The 17,113-nt window shown below is 38.0% G+C and carries 17 protein-coding genes; 14 read left to right on the top strand and 3 right to left on the bottom strand.

Going from position 1 to position 17,113, the window contains the following annotated elements; all coding sequences use genetic code 11:
• The first annotated feature begins 190 nt into the window (after nt 1-190).
• The 3 genes from Q1K34_RS03725 to Q1K34_RS03720 all read left to right on the top strand — a co-directional run bounded on the left by Q1K34_RS03725 (nt 191) and on the right by Q1K34_RS03720 (nt 2,486).
• Complete coding sequence (locus tag Q1K34_RS03725) at nt 191-808, top strand: hypothetical protein (RefSeq protein WP_367183296.1); 618 nt, start codon at nt 191-193, stop codon at nt 806-808.
• The gene (locus tag Q1K34_RS17990; protein WP_367183297.1) at nt 765-1,070 is read left to right on the top strand and encodes a hypothetical protein; all 306 of its coding nucleotides are present in this window, start codon (nt 765-767) and stop codon (nt 1,068-1,070) included. The genes Q1K34_RS03725 and Q1K34_RS17990 overlap by 44 nt, the downstream gene beginning before the upstream one ends.
• Nucleotides 1,071-1,142: 72 nt before the next feature.
• The gene (locus tag Q1K34_RS03720; protein WP_300434677.1) at nt 1,143-2,486 is read left to right on the top strand and encodes a DEAD/DEAH box helicase; all 1,344 of its coding nucleotides are present in this window, start codon (nt 1,143-1,145) and stop codon (nt 2,484-2,486) included.
• A gap of 358 nt (nt 2,487-2,844) precedes the next feature.
• Here Q1K34_RS03720 and lpdA read toward each other — a convergent pair whose 3' ends face one another.
• The 3 genes from lpdA to Q1K34_RS03705 form a co-directional block, all read right to left on the bottom strand.
• The gene (lpdA, locus tag Q1K34_RS03715) at nt 2,845-4,248 is read right to left on the bottom strand and encodes a dihydrolipoyl dehydrogenase (RefSeq protein ID WP_300434674.1); all 1,404 of its coding nucleotides are present in this window, start codon (nt 4,246-4,248) and stop codon (nt 2,845-2,847) included.
• A 204-nt stretch (nt 4,249-4,452) separates the two neighbouring features.
• Nucleotides 4,453-5,382 (bottom strand): fumarylacetoacetate hydrolase family protein, encoded by a 930-nt coding sequence (locus tag Q1K34_RS03710; RefSeq protein ID WP_300434671.1) that lies wholly within the window; start codon nt 5,380-5,382, stop codon nt 4,453-4,455.
• A gap of 267 nt (nt 5,383-5,649) precedes the next feature.
• The gene (locus tag Q1K34_RS03705) at nt 5,650-6,108 is read right to left on the bottom strand and encodes an Lrp/AsnC family transcriptional regulator (RefSeq protein WP_300434668.1); all 459 of its coding nucleotides are present in this window, start codon (nt 6,106-6,108) and stop codon (nt 5,650-5,652) included.
• A gap of 158 nt (nt 6,109-6,266) precedes the next feature.
• On the opposite strand from Q1K34_RS03705, the gene Q1K34_RS03700 reads away from it, so the two are divergent.
• The 11 genes from Q1K34_RS03700 (at nt 6,267) to Q1K34_RS03650 (ending at nt 17,089) form a co-directional block, all read left to right on the top strand.
• The gene (locus Q1K34_RS03700; RefSeq protein ID WP_300434665.1) at nt 6,267-7,481 is read left to right on the top strand and encodes an aminotransferase class I/II-fold pyridoxal phosphate-dependent enzyme; all 1,215 of its coding nucleotides are present in this window, start codon (nt 6,267-6,269) and stop codon (nt 7,479-7,481) included.
• Between the two features lie 123 nt (nt 7,482-7,604).
• Nucleotides 7,605-9,077: a Na+/H+ antiporter NhaC gene (gene nhaC, locus Q1K34_RS03695; RefSeq protein WP_300434663.1), complete on the top strand. Its 1,473-nt coding sequence runs from the start codon at nt 7,605-7,607 to the stop codon at nt 9,075-9,077.
• Nucleotides 9,078-9,280: 203 nt separating this feature from the next.
• Nucleotides 9,281-9,919, top strand: a complete 639-nt coding sequence (locus tag Q1K34_RS03690) for a peroxiredoxin (RefSeq protein WP_300434660.1) — start codon at nt 9,281-9,283, stop codon at nt 9,917-9,919.
• Between the two features lie 37 nt (nt 9,920-9,956).
• Nucleotides 9,957-10,271 carry a thioredoxin family protein gene (locus Q1K34_RS03685; RefSeq protein WP_300434658.1) on the top strand — a complete coding sequence of 105 codons (315 nt, stop codon included), beginning with the start codon at nt 9,957-9,959 and terminating at the stop codon, nt 10,269-10,271.
• Nucleotides 10,252-10,500, top strand: coding sequence for a hypothetical protein (locus Q1K34_RS03680; protein WP_300434656.1), 249 nt, complete (start codon nt 10,252-10,254; stop codon nt 10,498-10,500). The genes Q1K34_RS03685 and Q1K34_RS03680 overlap by 20 nt, the downstream gene beginning before the upstream one ends.
• A gap of 124 nt (nt 10,501-10,624) precedes the next feature.
• Nucleotides 10,625-11,125 (top strand): thiol peroxidase, encoded by a 501-nt coding sequence (tpx, locus tag Q1K34_RS03675; RefSeq protein ID WP_300434654.1) that lies wholly within the window; start codon nt 10,625-10,627, stop codon nt 11,123-11,125.
• Complete coding sequence (locus tag Q1K34_RS03670) at nt 11,125-11,490, top strand: diacylglycerol kinase family protein (RefSeq protein ID WP_300434652.1); 366 nt, start codon at nt 11,125-11,127, stop codon at nt 11,488-11,490. Before tpx ends, Q1K34_RS03670 begins: the two co-directional genes overlap by 1 nt.
• A gap of 10 nt (nt 11,491-11,500) precedes the next feature.
• Entirely contained in the window at nt 11,501-12,496 is a 996-nt protein-coding gene (locus tag Q1K34_RS03665) for an alpha/beta hydrolase (RefSeq protein WP_300434650.1), read from the top strand.
• A gap of 116 nt (nt 12,497-12,612) precedes the next feature.
• A complete protein-coding gene (locus Q1K34_RS03660) occupies nt 12,613-14,988 on the top strand; it encodes a DNA translocase FtsK (protein WP_300434648.1) in 2,376 nt (791 codons plus the stop codon).
• 9 nt (nt 14,989-14,997) lie between these two features.
• Nucleotides 14,998-15,639: an outer membrane lipoprotein carrier protein LolA gene (locus tag Q1K34_RS03655; protein ID WP_300434646.1), complete on the top strand. Its 642-nt coding sequence runs from the start codon at nt 14,998-15,000 to the stop codon at nt 15,637-15,639.
• Nucleotide 15,640: 1 nt separating this feature from the next.
• Nucleotides 15,641-17,089: an LptF/LptG family permease gene (locus Q1K34_RS03650; RefSeq protein ID WP_300434644.1), complete on the top strand. Its 1,449-nt coding sequence runs from the start codon at nt 15,641-15,643 to the stop codon at nt 17,087-17,089.
• Nucleotides 17,090-17,113 lie beyond the last annotated feature (24 nt).

Here is a 17,113-nt window from a genome sequence, read left to right as displayed (position 1 = left end):
TAAAAAAAATCCTGAAACCAACTATTTTCAATGTAAGCTGTAGGGGTATTTCGCCGTACCCATAGTTATCGGTATCATTTTGACCTCCCCTGCAACTACGAAAAAACAGTTTCGTCCTCAAGATGAGAGGTGAAGAGGAAACCACGAGGCAGAGCCGTCGGGAACTTATAAGATTAAAAAATAAAAGGTTTTGAAAAAGCATTCCATAGAAAATCAGCTTCTGAGAATTACTATCCAGGGAACAGGAGCTGAACTTTGCAGTATCCTGAATAAAGAAAACAACAAAGAATATATCTGGCAGGCAGATCCATCAATTTGGGGCAGCCACGCCCCTAATCTTTTTCCGATAATTGGGGCTCTTAAAAATGGCAAATATCACTTTGAGGGGAAAGAATATAAAATTCCGAAGCATGGCTTTATTCGGAACAATAAAAATATGAGGTTAAAAGAGAAATCTGAAAATCATCTTGTCTTTGAACTTTTATATTCGGAAGAAACACTAAAAATATATCCGTTTAAATTTGATTTCAGGATCACTTTTACATTGAACGAAAAACGCCTGGAGGTAACTCATCATATTATCAATCTGGATCAAAAATCAATTTATTTCTCCTTAGGAGGGCATCCGGCCTTCAATATTCAGCATTATGAAAATGAAAATATTGAAGATTATTCTCTGGTTTTTGATCAAAAAATGGAGCTTGACACTTATTTATTGAATGAAGCGGGCCTGATTACTTCTGAGACTAAAAATATATTGAAGAATGAGAATAAAAATTCAGCTTACGAAACAGATTTTCGAGAATGACGCATTGATCTTTAAAAATATTAAGTTGAAAAAAGTGGATCTGGTCAGCAAGAAAAAAGGGAAAATACTCTCAGTGGAATATAAAGATTTTAAAAACCTGGGAATCTGGGCTAAACCCGGCGCTCCTTATGTATGCATCGAGCCCTGGCTAGGAATTGCAGATATTCAAGGAACCGATAGGGACCTGAAGAAAAAGGAAGGAATTATAAAACTTAAGGCTGAAAAAGAATTCAATGCAGCTTACACTATAAACATCAACTGATTTTTACTTGACAAAATCGGGTAAAACTTTGAGCATCATACCGTACCTTTGCGAAAAATTAAACTTCACACATTGAGTTTTCAAGACCTAAATTTAAATACCCCCTTACGCAATGCCCTGGAAGATCTGAATTTTCAGACTCCAACTCCTATCCAGGAACAGGCTTTTTCCTCCATTATGTCTGGAAGGGATGTGGTTGGGATCGCCCAAACGGGTACAGGAAAAACTTTTGCCTACCTGTTGCCTGTCCTTAGAACGCTAAAATATTCGGAACAAAAGAATCCGCGTGTCCTTATTATGGTTCCTACCAGGGAACTGGTAGTTCAGGTTATTGAAGAAATAGAAAAGCTGGCGAAATATATCAATGTGCGGGTTGCAGGGGTTTATGGTGGTGTAAATATCAACACGCAGCACCAGGATTTGATGCAGGGATTGGATATTGTGGTAGCAACTCCAAGAAGGCTTTACGATTTGGTATTAAGAAGAGCTGTTCAGCTAAAATCTATTCAGAAATTTGTAATAGATGAAGTAGATGTAATGCTGGATCTTGGTTTTAAATTTCAGGTAAATAATATTATTGAATTACTTCCAAGGAACAGGCAAAGTATCATGTTCTCAGCGACAATGACGGAAACGGTTGAAGAAATGATCAACGCCAATTTCAAGTCGCCTGAAAAGATCTCTGTTGCTGTTAGCGGCACACCTCTGGAAAATATAGATCAGCGAGGATATAAGATCACAAATTTCTATACCAAGGCTAACTTATTAATACATTTACTGGCAAATTCTGAAACTTATCACAAGGTTTTAATTTTTATTGGCGATAAACGAATTGCAGACCGGTTATATGAAAATTTAGCAGAGGAATTTCCGGGTGAAACAAGCCTGGTACATACGGGAAAAAGTCAAAATTACCGATTAAAAAGTGTAAGTGATTTTGATGAAGGCAACTCCCGGATTTTGATCGCGACCGATGTTATGGCCCGTGGCCTGGATATTGAAAATGTATCTCATGTAGTGAATTTTGACACTCCGCAATATCCTGAAAATTATATGCATAGGATTGGCAGAACAGGACGAGCCCAGAAAAAAGGTCAGTCGTTATTGTTTACTACAGAAGCGGAACAGGAATATCTGGATGCTATTGAAGAACTAATGAAAACTGACGTTCCAAAATATGAATTACCGAAAGAGGTTAAAATCGCTACAGAATTAATTCCGGAAGAGAAACCAAGGGCAATAGAGATCAATAATCCAAATAAAGTAGTTGATGAAGCCGGCCCTGCTTTTCATGAAAAGAAAGATAAGAATAAGAAGGTAAACCTTGGCGGTTCTTACCGAAGAGAGATTGCTCAGAAATATAAAAAACCTAAAACACGGGGGGATAAAAACGCTAACCGCAGAAGGAAGAAATAATAAAGGAGCGCAATCGCGCTCCTTTTGTTTTCGTTTAAATAAGTTAAATCGTCATCCTGAACTTGATTCAGGATCTATAGAGAAGCTGAATTAAGTTCAGCTTGACGAAGAATTAATTGATTAAACTTTTAACTTCTATTCTTTTTCTTCGCTGCCTTGGCAGCTCTCTTTTCTTTTAAACTTAATACCGGCTCTTTCTTGGCCGAATTCTTTGAAGGCGATTTTTCCTTTGCCATGATTTCTAATCTTTAGAATTAACCGAATAAAAGTAGTGAATGTTTCAACGTGAAAATGATTTATTTTAATCAAAAAAAGCCCCGCTAAATGCGAGGCTTTAAATTTTTATCTCCAAGATAACTTAGATATGTAAAGGTCTGTTCTCTGTCGCCGCTAAAGCAGCTTCTTTTACAGCCTCCGCATAGGTTGGATGTGCATGACTCATTCTGGAAATATCTTCAGCAGATGCTCTGAACTCCATTGCGGTAACCGCTTCAGCAATAAGATCTGCAGTTCTGGCTCCAATCATATGCACTCCAAGAACCTCATCGGTCTTTTCATCAGCAAGGATCTTTACAAGTCCGTCAATATCTCCACTGGCTCTGGAACGTCCAAGGGCACGCATGGGAAATTTTCCTTCTTTATACTTCACACCTTCTTCCTTTAATTGCTCTTCAGTTTTTCCAACTGCAGCAACTTCGGGCCAGGTATATACAACCCCGGGAATAAGATTATAATCGATATGGGGCTTTTGGCCTGCCATCAATTCCGCAACCATGGTTCCTTCTTCTTCAGCCTTATGCGCAAGCATGGCTCCTCGCACCACATCACCAATAGCATAAATATTATCTACATTGGTTTGCAAATGATCGTTCACTTTTACCCTTCCTTTATCATCAATTTCCACACCTGCAGCATCAGCATTTAATCCATCAGTAAAAGGACGACGACCTACAGAAACAAGACAGTAATCACCTTTAAGTTCTATCTCCTTGTCTTTCTTATCATCAGCTTTTATGATAATCTCGTCTCCATTTCTCTCCACCGACTTCACTTTAGTGCTGGTATGAAATTTAATTCCCTGTTTCTTCAATACCTTCTGAAGTTCTTTGGACAATGCCGAATCCATCGTTGGGATAATTCTATCCAGGAATTCAACAACAGTAACCTCAGCACCAAGGCGACGATACACCTGTCCAAGCTCAAGGCCAATCACACCACCACCAATCACAATCATATGCTTTGGTACTTCTTTCAGTTTTAAAGCTTCGGTTGAAGTGATTATTCTCTCTTTATCCAATTCAATAAATGGAAGATTTGCTGGCTTTGAACCTGTTGCGATAATGGTTTTTTTCGCTTCGATGGTTTGAGTTTCCCCATCTTTTTCGATGTTGATATGAGTTTTATCTTTAAAAGATCCAACTCCTTCAATAACATCGATCTTGTTCTTATCCATCAGGAACTTCACTCCATCACAAGTCTGACTTACCACAGAAGATTTACGTTCCATCATTTTCTCAAGGTTCAGCTTTACTGCACCCGGAATTTCAATTCCATGATCCTCAAAATGCCTGATAGCATCGTCATAGTGGTGAGAAGAATCCAAGAGTGCCTTACTTGGGATACAACCCACATTAAGACAGGTGCCACCCAGAGTGGAATATTTTTCTATGATCGCAGTTTTCATCCCTAGTTGGGCGCAACGAATGGCGGCTACATAACCACCGGGTCCAGATCCTATTACTGCAACATCATATGTACTCATAATTGTATGTTTTACTGGTTTTTTTAAAAATTGAACGTAAAAGTACGACTATTCTCTACAATGACCAATATTGCGTTAGCAGTCGGTTATAAATTTAAAAGGCAGACAGGAGATATTCATCAAGTACCTAAATCAAAAACAGGCTACAAATAAAGATGTTTCATTTATAGCCTGTTCTTAAGTTTAAGTTAGGTGTTAAACCGATTATTCAACTAAAGTAAATTCTATGGTACCCAAAACACCATAATCACCTACATAGGTCCCAGTACCTGCACTTTGATCACCTTTTATTGCGCCTGTCAAAATTATATCTCCAGGCTTTAAAAATTCTCCTCTTGATGCTAACTCTTCACTAAGAAATGAAACAGCCTTAAAAAGACCATCTACCGGAAGTCCAACCTTAGCCGTGAGAATAGTTTCTCCATCTAATGTCCCTGTTAATTGAATTTCATTTGGATCGATTCCCTGTTCGAGTAAATCATCTAAAGCTGTCTCTTCTCCCACGATATAATAGCGGGCTGCACTATTAGTAGCAATGATATCTTTGAAATTAAAATCCTCACCTTCAAAACCAAAATCGGCAAACTCAAAAGCTGGAGCAATTGCTTTTACCGCTTCTTTAGCTTCTTCGGGGCTAATAGCAGTTCTTACATTTTTTCCCATGATTATAGCCACTTCAAAACCAACTGATCCACTTATAAAATCTTCACTTAGACTCAATGTTGAACCTTCAGGAAGTTCAAAACTGGAGTATAAACGACCATACAAAGGTTTAGGAGCTCCAAATGGTCTAACATCTCCGGTAAAGCCAAGTTTATAACCTGTTAGTCTTTTTACGCCACCATTTCTGCTGCTATCACCTTTTTTTAATTCCTGCACCAGGCGTTCCTGAAATTCGTAGGCCTCATCAATTGTAAAATCAAACATTGGGGTCAATGCAGGATATGGTTCAATTTCATAAAAGGATTCTGCATAATCATCTACATAATCAAAAAGTTCTGAATTATCATCCTTCATTTTTTTTGCTGATAATTCTGAAACTTTCAAATCTTCCTCTTCATTGGATACTGAACAGGATGTTAGCAACGACGCGCATATAAGAATACACATAAATAATCTTTTCTCTCTTTTCATAACTTGTAATTTTTTGATTCACAACAATATACAAGCTAACTTCTCAAGATATCACACTCATAATTTTAAACTTTTTATAATTGTGACTTATTTTTGTTAATAGGAATTCATTTTAACTGTTTTTAGAAAAGGGATTAATAAACAGCAATTACTTTACACCACTAAATCTCCTAGATAGCAAATAGCACAAAAAACTGCAAACCTACTTTATAAAGTTTTTTCAGCCTTATCAACCCTAAGCGAGAATTACCCATTACATACTATTTATTAAAGACTAATCAGCGTGCTCTGTTTCACTTTATTGATTGTAAAAATACTTTTTGTACTGGCAATATGATCAATATTTGTAAGTTTTGTCACCATAAATTCGCGGTAGGCATCCATATCCTTTACCAGGATTTTAAGTATATAATCAGAATCACCACTTACATGAAGACATTCAATAACCTCTGGCAGACTGGTTATTTCTTTTTCAAATTTATTTAAAAATTCTTTTTTGTGCTGAATGAGCTTGATCAGGCAGAGTACCATAAAACCTTTCTCCACGCTTTCAGGATTAATAAGAGCCACATACTTAAAAATCACCCCTTCCCTCTCTAATTTTTTAATCCTTTCATAAATCGCTGTTACCGATAAGCCAAGATCATTGGAAATTTCTTTATTCGTCTTTTTACTATCCTGTTGCAAATGCGCCAAAATCCTTTTATCCAGTTCGTCAAGTTTCATAGCTTATAAATTTTCGGAAAATGATTTTTCTTTATGCTGAAATTAGAATATTATACTGAATAACACCTATTTCTAAGATTTATTTTCTATAAAAAGTACATTGTATTGACTTTAATACACTTAAATCTGAAATTTGGTATTATCTAAATTCAGAAATCATGAAATATAAACCAGCAGATCGTATTCAGGATCTACAATATTTTGGAGAATTTGGAGGAGTAAATCCTTCAATTTCCGATTCTTCCACATACACATTTCTTTCAGCAAAAACCATGTTTGATACTTTTGAAGGAAATGCTGAGGGTTGCTATTTATACTCCCGTCACTCTTCACCATCGAATCTTTACCTGGGTGAAGCCCTGGCCGCAATGGAGGGAACTGAAACTGCTAATGTATCTGCCTCAGGAATGGGCGCGATCACCTCCGTTTTGTTACAATTATGCAAAGCAGGAGATCATATTGTTTGCAGCAGGACAGTATATGGCGGCACCTACGCCTTTTTAAAGAATTTCGCACCCAAATTCGGCATTCAAACCACTTTTGTAGATATTACAAAACCGCTTTGTGTAAATAAGGCAGTACAACCTAATACTAAAGTTATCTATTGTGAATCTGTAAGCAACCCATTATTAGAGGTAGCAGACCTTGAAGCTTTATCCCATATAAAGAAAGTACATCATCTTAAGTTGGTGGTAGACAATACCTTCTCGCCGCTTTCTATTAGTCCGTCAAAATTGGGAGCAGATGTTGTTATCCACAGTCTTACCAAGTTTATCAATGGAAGCAGCGATACTGTTGGCGGAGTAGTTTGCGGAACAAAAGATTTTATTAATGAGCTTCGAAATGTGAATGACGGTGCTGCGATGCTATTAGGCCCTACAATGGATAGCTTTAGAGCAGCTTCAATTCTTAAAAACCTAAGGACACTTCATATCCGCATGAAGCAACACAGCCATAACGCCATGTTTCTGGCGCACAAATTTCAGGAAGACGGAATCACAACCGTTTATCCAGGACTTAAATCTCATGCCGGTCATGAAACTTTCAGAAAAATGATGAATGAATCTTATGGTTTCGGTGGAATGTTAAGCATTGACGTTGGCTCATTAGAAAAAGCGAATGAGTTGATGGAACTAATGCAGGAAAAAAATCTGGGTTACCTGGCGGTAAGTTTAGGATTTTATAAAACTCTTTTTAGCGCACCTGGAACTTCTACTTCTTCTGAAATTCCGGAAGAAGAACAAATAGAGATGGGATTGAGTGATGGTTTGATTCGATTTTCCATTGGTTTGGATAACGATATTGCAAGAACTTATGAAATGATGAAAGAATGTATGATAAAAGTGGGTGTGCTGGATACTGAATTGGCTTAAAATTTTGCAGGATTAAGCCGAAAGTCGTAAAATTACGCGACTAAATGGAAAATCTACTTTATTAAAAATTTACAAACCTTGCAGGTTTTCAAAACCTGCAAGGTTTTCAATTTAATAACCTCAATGGAAAATTCTACTGCCAATCCTGAAAATGAACCTGTAATTCAAAACAGGGAATTAAATATCCGTGAAGCTCTTATCCCGGTGTTTGCCCTTATTGCCATGCTGGCATTTAATGTCTTTGTGTTTGGAGATGATGCTCTTAGCGGCTCTAATCAATTCATTTTACTTTTAGGAGGAGCAGTAGCTGCAGTTGTTGGTTACTTCAACAAAGTGAAATTTGATACAATGATAGATGAGGTTGCCAATAACATCCAGAGTACCGCCGGCGCAATCCTTATCTTATTGATGGTGGGAGCACTTGCCGGAACCTGGCTTATTAGCGGGATCATTCCCACTATGATTTATTATGGTCTTCAAATATTGAACCCTACTATTTTTCTTGCGGCCTGTGTGGTTATTTGTTCGGTAATTTCGCTTGCCACCGGAAGTAGCTGGACTACTTCAGCAACAGTCGGGATCGCCCTTATCGGGATTGCTGATGCCCTTGGAATTTCCCTTGGAATGACTGCCGGAGCAATTTTATCTGGAGCTTATTTCGGAGATAAAATGTCACCCCTTAGCGATACTACCAATCTTGCTCCCGCCATGGCTGGAACAGATCTTTTTACTCACATACGATATATGGCACTTACCACAGTACCAACTATAACCATTACGATCATAGCTTTCATAATTATAGGACTGAATATTGATACAAGCGGGTCTACAGATACTACCGAAATTCTAAATTCTATAAGTGCCTCATTTAATATTAGTCCATGGTTATTTGTAGTTCCGGTTCTGGTAATCGTCCTTATCGTTAGAAAAACTTCTCCATTAATCGCGTTGCTTATAGGAACTTTATTAGGAGCGGTGGCTGCATTAATCGCTCAGCCGGATATTGTTTTAGCAGTTAGCGGTATGGAAAATTTAAATTTTATAAGTGGTTATAAAGGAATCATGAATGCGATCACCGTAGACACAGCCGTGGAAACAGATTCTGAAGCATTGAATGATCTATTTGCTGCCAGTGGTATGGCCGGAATGCTTGGTACTATTTGGTTAATCCTTTGTGCCATGGTTTTTGGCGGAATCATGGAAGCCATCGGAGCCCTTGCGACCATTAGTAAAGCATTGTTAAACCTCTTCCATACTACCTTCGGTTTGTTTGCAAGTACCGTATTTAGCTGTTTAGCATTGAACGTGACTGCCTCAGACCAGTATTTGGCTATTGTGGTGCCAGGAAAAATGTTCGCTAAAGCATATAAAGATAAAGGTCTGGCTCCTGAAAATCTAAGCCGGAGCCTGGAAGATTCGGGCACTGTTACTTCAGTATTAGTGCCGTGGAATACCTGTGGTGCTTATCACAGCGGCGTCCTGGGGGTCCCTGTCCTTTCTTATGCAGGCTATGCTTTCTTCAATTACCTGAGTCCTTTTATGACTTTACTCTTTGCAGCGGTAGGAATAAAAATTAAAATGCTTAATAAAAAATAAATCCTACCACTCCTTCAATTCTAGAGTTAATTTACTGATAATTTGACAATTATAGAGCTTAACTATTATCGTTACCTCTTGCGATAACTAAACCCTATTATACGATAAAATTTTAAAATTTTTTAGTCTTCCCAAAATGCTCTTAGTTAGTAAATTTGCAGTGTAGAATTAGAAAATAGTTTAATTAAAAATAAGATTACAATATGGCTTTAGTCGGAAAAAAATTTCCAAACCTTAGCGTAGATGCTATGAATGAAATGGGAGACACTTTCAAATTAAATGTATTGGAAGAAGCTCAGAAAAATAATAAGAAAGTATTGCTTTTCTGGTACCCAAAAGATTTCACCTTTGTTTGCCCTACAGAATTACATGCTTTTCAAAATGCAATGGAAGAATTTGAAAAAAGAAATGTAATGGTAATTGGTGCTTCTTGTGATACTCCTGAAGTTCATTTTGCATGGTTGAACACTCCTAAAGATAACGGAGGAATTGAGGGTGTAACTTACCCAATCCTTGCGGACTCTAACCGCAATTTAAGTTCAAGACTTGATATCCTTGATATTATGAGCGAAACTTATGATGATGAAACAGGAGCGATTACTCTAGAAGGTGATAATGTGACTTATAGAGCGACTTACCTTATAGATGAAGAAGGGACAGTATTTCATGAAGGGATTAACCATATGCCACTTGGAAGAAACGTAAATGAGTTCTTGAGATTGATCGATGCTTATACGCACGTTCAGGAAAAAGGAGAAGTTTGTCCTGCAAACTGGGAAGAAGGTAAAGAAGCAATGAATGCAGACCGCGAAGGAGTTGCCTCATACCTAAGCCTTAACTAAGAAGTTACCACTGGATTAAAAACTTAAAAAAATTGCTATGATTAAGGAATTAGATCAGGATAACTTAAGCGAAATAATTGAAGGGAATGACACCGTGGTGGTTCAGTATATGGCCGGATGGTGTGGAAACTGTAGATTGATGAAGCCCAAGTTCAAAAAATTGGCTTCTGAAAATGAAAAAGCCCAGTTTGTATTGGTGGATGCGGAAAAATTTCCTGAATCCAGGAAATTGGCAAAAGTTGACAACCTGCCTACGTTCGCTACCTTCAAAAATGGAAGTTTTAAGAATCAGGTTCAAACAAATAAGTTTGATCAGTTAAAAAGCTTAGTAGATGAAGTTACCAGTAATTAGACATCTGCAGAAGAACAATGAGGCTGAGAAGCTGGAGAACGCTATTGAGGTTCTCGAAAATTTCACCGAGCATCGTTCAGTTTCTGAACAGGAAATGGATGTTATTGGGGAATTGCTTACCAACCTTTGCGGAGCTGTAGAAGTTCATAAAATGATAAAAGATGGTGTTCCTGAAAGGGATGCTGCAAATAATTTTGTCAAAAAAGTATTGGGATCTATAGACAAATAGATTTTCTAATAAATCAATTCATAAGGGCTGTTTTCATTGGGAAACAGCCCTTGTTGTTTTATGATAATTTTAGTAATAACCGAAAGACAATCTTCTAAATTTATATTTCTAATAAAAAAATAACATGGCAAAGATTGAACTTGACGGGGAGAAGGTAACTACATACGGAAGTTTACCATCGATGGATGAGAAAGCACCTCACTTTGAATTGATAAAATCAGATTTATCAATTGGCACATTAGAAGAATTTAAAGGAAAGAGAGTTATAATGAATATTTTTCCAAGTATAGACACCGGAGTTTGTGCAACTTCAGTTCGGAATTTCAACAAAAAAGCTTCAGAATTGAAAAATACTGTAGTTTTGTGCATCTCTCGGGATCTGCCATTTGCTCAGCAAAGATTTGTGAGCGAAGAAGGACTGGATAATATAACCAATCTTTCAGATTTCAGGGATAGAAATTTTGGTAAAGACTATGGAGTGGAGATAATCGATGGCGCTTTTGAAGGTCTTCTTTCCAGAGCTGTTGTAGTACTGGACGAAAACGGCCATGTGATACATTCCCAACAGGTTCAAAAGATCGAAGACGAACCAGATTATCTCGCTGCTCTGAAAACATTAGTATAATGAAGAACAGTTTCCTCGGAAAAAGAATCAGAGGAGGAGGATATGCAATAAAGGGAGCCTGGCTCCTGCTTAGACACGAACCCAGTATACAGGTACAATTTGTGATTTCTGTACTGGTTTGTATTGCAGGCTGGTATTTTGAAATCACGAGAACCGAATGGATTTTTCAATTCCTCGCGATAGGCCTGGTAATGTCCACCGAAGGCTTGAATACAGCCGTTGAAGCGATGGCAGATTTTGTACATCCCGATTTTCATAATAAAATTGGGCATATTAAAGACGTTGCCGCTGGTGCTGTTTTTATAGCCGCAGTTATAGCAGTTATCATTGCCGGCTTTATTTATCTCCCCTACCTTACCTCCTAAAAATAATAATATGAAGGCATACGTAATTTTTCTTTTTGGGCTGTTAATATTTTCTGAAGTCACTTCCCAGGAAGATCTTAGGAAACTAGACCTAAACCTGGAAAATTACGAATATCCTTACCAGGTGAATTTTTTGGAAATTAACGCACAGCAGGAAACTTACACTATGGCTTATATGTATGTAAAAGCCGAAAATCCTAATGGGAAGACAGTGGTACTACTGCATGGCAAAAATTTTAATGGAGCTTACTGGGAGTCAACTATAGAACTTTTAAGCAATAATGGTTTCGACGTTTTGGTACCAGACCAGATAGGCTTCGGAAAATCCAGTAAACCAGATTATTTTCAATATAGCTTTCAGCAATTGGCGGAAAATACTAAAAACCTAATTCAGAGCCTCCAAATTGAAAAAACTGTGGTGCTAGGGCATTCCATGGGCGGAATGCTTGCTACCAGGTTCGCTTTAATGTATCCTGAGATCACTGAAAAACTGGTTCTGGTAAATCCAATCGGACTTGAAGACTGGAAATTAAAAATTCCGTACCAAAGCGTGAACGACTGGTACGAACAGGAATTAAAAAAAGATTATGCAGCCATAAAAGAATATCAGAAAGAAAATTATTACGCTGGAGACTGGAATGAAGATTACGCCCAATGGGCGAAATTACTGGCGGGCTGGACCTTAAATGAAGATTATCCCCGTATCGCGTGGAATGCCGCACTTACCTACGATATGATTCTCACCCAACCGGTAGTGTACGAGTTCAAAGAACTGGAAGTTCCCACGCTGCTGATTATTGGAACCAGGGACAGAACAGCGCTGGGTAAAAACCTTGTGAGCGAAGAAGTAAAGGCCACCATGGGATTATATGATCAATTAGGCGAAAAAACTGCGGAAAAAATTCCTGATGCAGAATTTGTTGAAATTCCAGATACCGGGCATTTACCCCATATAGAAGCTTTCGATAAATTCAGCGAAGCATTACTTCCCTTCCTGAAAAAATAAAAACTGATTTTAATCGTTTTTCCCGTGTAAAACAGGCAACTTTTAAAATTGAAGTTTTTTTTCTTTACTTTGGAAAAGGCTAATTTGTATTTTTGCCGAAACCGTTCAACCTACCTATGGCTAAAAAGAAGGCTAAGACCAAAAAAACCACCAAAAAATCACGTAATTTCTCATTAAAGCTTAATAGGCAGCAGAAGGTGGTTCTGGGTAGTTTCCTAATGCTATTTGGGCTGGCACTTATTGTAGCCTTTATTTCTTTTCTTTTTAATTGGCAGGCAGATCAGAGCGTACTTAATGAATTCTCCAATCGTGAAATTGAAGCCAGAAACTGGTTAAGTAAATTTGGTGCCACTGTTAGCGACTTTTTTATTTATCGAGGTTTCGGACTAGCCGCTTTCTCTATCGCATTTCTTATTTTACTCAGTGGTATCTATCTCTTTTTCGGATTCAAAAGTTCTAATCTTATTAAATTCTGGTTCTGGGGAATCCTGGTGATGATCTGGCTATCTGTATTCTTCGGGTTTTTCGCCGAAAATAATGCTTTACTAGGGGGTCGTATTGGTTTTGAAACGAATGATTTTATCCAGGATTATTTAGGTTTCTTTGGCACTGCATTGTTAATGCTTTTCCTGTTCGTTGCTTATTTAGCGATTCGGTTAAAAGTTACCCCGGAAATGGTTGGCGGCTATTTCAAATCAGGTAAAAAAGAGCTTAAAGATGCCATGCAGGAGCATCAGTCGGAAATTTCAGAAACCGACGAAGAAAAAGACTGGAAAGAAACGGTAGTAAAACCTGAAGTTGAAGAAAAACAAACTCAAAATATAGACCTTTCAGAAGAAAAAACAGAAAAGAAGAATGATCCTGCTCCCTCTCCTAAAATGGAAGTGAGCACCCCTCCGAAAGAAGATGTCGCCATGGAAGTGGAAGCTGCACCCGAAGAGGAAGAAGAAGATAATTTAAGCAATAAGCTGGTAAAAGATTTCGGTGAATTTGATCCTACCCTGGAATTGAAAAACTATAAATTTCCCACGATAGAATTACTGAAGGATTATGGTGGCTCCATCACCATAGATCAGCAGGAACTTGAGGAAAACAAGAACCGAATCGTTGAAACGCTCAAAAATTACAAAATTGAGATCGCCCAGATTAAAGCTACAGTTGGACCCACCGTTACGCTTTACGAAATAGTTCCGGAAGCGGGAATAAGAATAAGCAAGATCAAGAACCTGGAAGACGATATCGCGCTTTCACTTTCGGCATTAGGGATCAGGATCATAGCACCTATTCCCGGAAGAGGAACCATCGGTATTGAAGTTCCGAATAAAAACGCGAGTATTGTTTCCATGCGCTCGGTAATCGCTTCGGCTAAATTCCAAAATGCGGAAATGGAATTACCCCTCGCACTTGGAAAAACAATTTCCAACGAAACTTTTGTGGTAGATCTTGCTAAAATGCCGCATATGTTAATGGCCGGTGCCACAGGTCAGGGTAAGTCTGTAGGTTTAAATGCCATTCTTACCTCCCTACTCTACTGTAAACATCCTGCAGAAGTAAAATTTGTACTGGTAGATCCTAAAAAAGTAGAACTTACACTTTTCAATAAAATCGAACGTCATTACCTGGCGAAACTGCCAGATTCCGGCGATGCTATTATCACTGATAATACTAAAGTGATCAATACGCTTAATTCATTATGTATCGAAATGGACAACCGTTACGACATGCTGAAAAATGCCATGTGCCGTAACATTAAAGAGTACAATACGAAATTCAAGGCTCGAAAACTTAATCCCAATGATGGCCACGAATTTTTGCCTTATATCGTATTGGTGGTTGATGAGTTTGCAGATCTTATTATGACGGCAGGTAAGGAAGTGGAAACACCTATCGCACGACTGGCCCAGCTTGCCAGGGCGATTGGAATACATTTGATTATCGCCACGCAAAGACCTTCGGTAAATGTGATCACCGGGATTATTAAAGCAAACTTCCCGGCGCGTGTAGCTTTTAGAGTAACCTCTAAAATAGATTCCAGGACAATACTCGACAACCAGGGTGCAGACCAGCTGATTGGACGTGGAGATATGCTATTTACGCAGGGGAACGATCTAAAAAGGCTGCAGTGTGCTTTTGTGGATACCCCCGAAGTAGATAAGATCACCGAATTCATAGGATCACAAAAAGCCTATCCAGATGCGCACCAGCTTCCAGCTTATGAAAGTGAGGAAAGTGGCACAGGAGTTGATATAGATGTGAGCGAGCGGGATAAGTTATTCCGTGAAGCCGCAGAAGTAATCGTGACGCACCAGCAAGGTTCAGCATCACTGCTTCAGAGAAAATTAAAACTTGGCTATAACCGGGCAGGAAGAATCATAGATCAACTAGAAGCCGCAGGCATCGTTGGTCCATTTGAAGGAAGCAAGGCTAGACAGGTGTTAGTAACGGATCTCGCGGCATTAGATCAACTTTTAAATGAAAAACCAGACAATTAAAAAATCAAAATGAAAAAATTAGTATTTATCCTGGCTGCGATCATGTCTTTGAACTTAAATGCTCAAAATTCTCAAAAAGCTGAAAAATTACTTAACGAAGTATCTTTCAAAGTCAAGAACTACGATAATATGGTGATCGAGTTTAAGTATGCTTTGGAGAATAAAGCAGAGAATGTAAGTCAGGAAACGCGCGGGGATGTAAGCATTAAAGGTGAAAAATATATTTTGAACCTTATGGGAACTACGCAAATGTTCGACGGAAAAAAGATTTATACTATTATTCCTGAAGATGAAGAGATCAATATCTCCAACTATGTAGAAGAAGACAATAATAGCATTACTCCATCGAAAATGTTCAGTTTTTATGAAGATGGTTATAATTACCAAATGGATATTACACAAGATGTAAAAGGGCGTGAGATCCAGTATGTAAAGCTTACTCCTAAAGATAGTAATGCTGAGATCAAGAATATTTTACTGGGAATAGATAGCCAGACAAAGCATATTTATAATTTAATACAGACCCAGGAAAACGGTACAAAAGTGACAATCACCGTAAAAAGTTTTAAAACAGACCAGCCTTTAGCAAAAAACCTGTTTACTTTTGACGAAGCTAGATACAGCGATTACTACATCAATAGATTAGACTAAATTGAAAATACTCGACCGGTACATACTAACCAGTTTTTTAAAAACATTTTTTTCGGTCTTTATAATACTCATGTTCATCTTTGTACTTCAGACGATCTGGTTGTACATAGGTGAACTTGCTGGTAAAGATCTGGATGCAGAAATAATCCTGAAATTTCTCCTTTACTTCTCTCCAAAGCTGGTACCGCTGGTATTGCCGCTCACCATTCTTTTAACTTCTATAATGACCTTTGGATCCTTCGCTGAAAACTATGAGTTTGCAGCGATGAAATCTTCCGGGATCTCCCTGGGACGTGCCATGAGAAGTTTAACCGTATTTATTGTATTTATTAGTTTTGTTGCCTTCTTTTTTGCCAATAATGTAATTCCTGCCGCCGAATTTAAATCGATCAACCTTCGGAAAAATATCGCCCAGTTAAAACCGGCCATGGCAATTTCTGAAGGGATTTTTAATGATATTGGAGCTTTCAATATAAAAGTGGAAGAAAAAACCGGTGAAAATGACCAGTACCTCACCGATGTTATAATCCATCAGAAAAAACAAACCGGGGGAAATACTACAGTTATTAAAGCCAAAGAGGGTGAACTCGTGGGAAGTACAGAATCTGATGTACTCTCACTTATACTGAAAGAAGGAAATTATTATGACGAGATAAAACCTAGTGATTACGAAAAAAGGAAAAATAAACCCTTCACCAAAAGTTATTTTGACGAATATATTATCAATATTGATCTTTCAGATTTTAATAATGTAAACCTGGAAGATGAAAGTTATAGCTCAACACATGGAATGCTGAAAATTTCAGAGTTGGATGAAAGTATTGATTCCTTTTCTGTAGCCTATAACAACAAAATGGCTGAGTTCAAAGAATCGATGTACCAGCGTACCGGAGTGAAAAACATACAAATAAATTACAAACCTAAAGATACCATTGTAGCTTTTGAAGACGGACTATTGTCCCATTACAACACTTTCGATGGTGCACAAATCGTAAATCTTGCGCTGGGAACGGTCAATTCTGCTTTGGCACATTTAGGAATGAAAAAACAGGAATTCAAAAGAAGTGTACAGCAGGTGAACAAATTTGAAATTGCATTGCATGAAAAATATGCCCTTTCCGTTGCCTGTATTGTACTGTTCTTCGTGGGCGCACCTTTAGGAGCCATCATTCGGAAAGGTGGGATTGGGCTGCCCATAGTAGTTGCCATCCTGCTTTTTCTTACTTATCATTTTATAGGGATTTTCGCTAAAAATTCAGCGGAAGACGGGAGTGTACCCGCCTTCATTGCTACCTGGCTCTCTACTTTCATCATGTTGCCATTAGGTATATATTTAACCTATAGGGCAACTACAGATCAGGGCTTATTTGTTTTTGATAATATCCTGGATCCCTTTAAAAAACTCTTCAAAAAAGCCGGCCTTTTCAAGGACAAAAGTAAATCAGAATAAATATCTTTGCAGCCATTAAAAAAG

Origin of the sequence: Christiangramia sp. (assembly GCF_029937855.1) — a bacterium.
In the GTDB taxonomy this organism is placed as follows: Bacteria; Bacteroidota; Bacteroidia; order Flavobacteriales; family Flavobacteriaceae; genus Christiangramia.
Note: the sequence above shows the minus strand (reverse complement) of the source record. Positions and strands in the feature narration are given on the sequence as shown.